Annotated in this window: 1 pseudogene; it reads right to left on the bottom strand. The window is 45.6% G+C overall.

Going from position 1 to position 439, the window contains the following annotated elements:
• A pseudogene (locus ACOSVP_RS18585) lies at positions 1 to 439 on the bottom strand (hypothetical protein); the annotation flags it as partial.

Genomic DNA, 439 nt, shown 5'->3' with positions numbered 1-439 from the left:
TTCAATGGGAGGAACATTATTGTAATGCTCCATAATACCTTCTAGTGCTTCGCTAATATCACCATTCTTTTGCTCCCATTGCCTCATGATTTCATTAGAAATAGCGACTTCCCGAGCATAACGTTGATCGTTCCATTCTAAACGCGCTGCTCGTCTCTCATTGGTCGTAAACGAGCCGCTTTCATCATAAATAATCAACGTCAGCTGGTCTGAGGCAAGCCTTACAAAAGGATTAGTCCCGTTGCCATTGGTAAATGCTGTGGCTTGCTTAGCTCGCTCTAAAAGAGCCGGATCGTTCGTGTCAGGCACTTCCGCATCATGTTTGGCTTTATTTTGGTAATAAGTTGACCCAGTAATCTGTTTCCTAAGTGACTTTGCTTTATCCGCTAAAGCCTCTCGATCAAGACTCGCATCTCGCGCATCGGCACGGGTTTGCGCG

The organism is Marinomonas sp. HM11-D (assembly GCF_057626615.1).
This window is presented reverse-complemented; position numbering and strand designations above follow the sequence as displayed.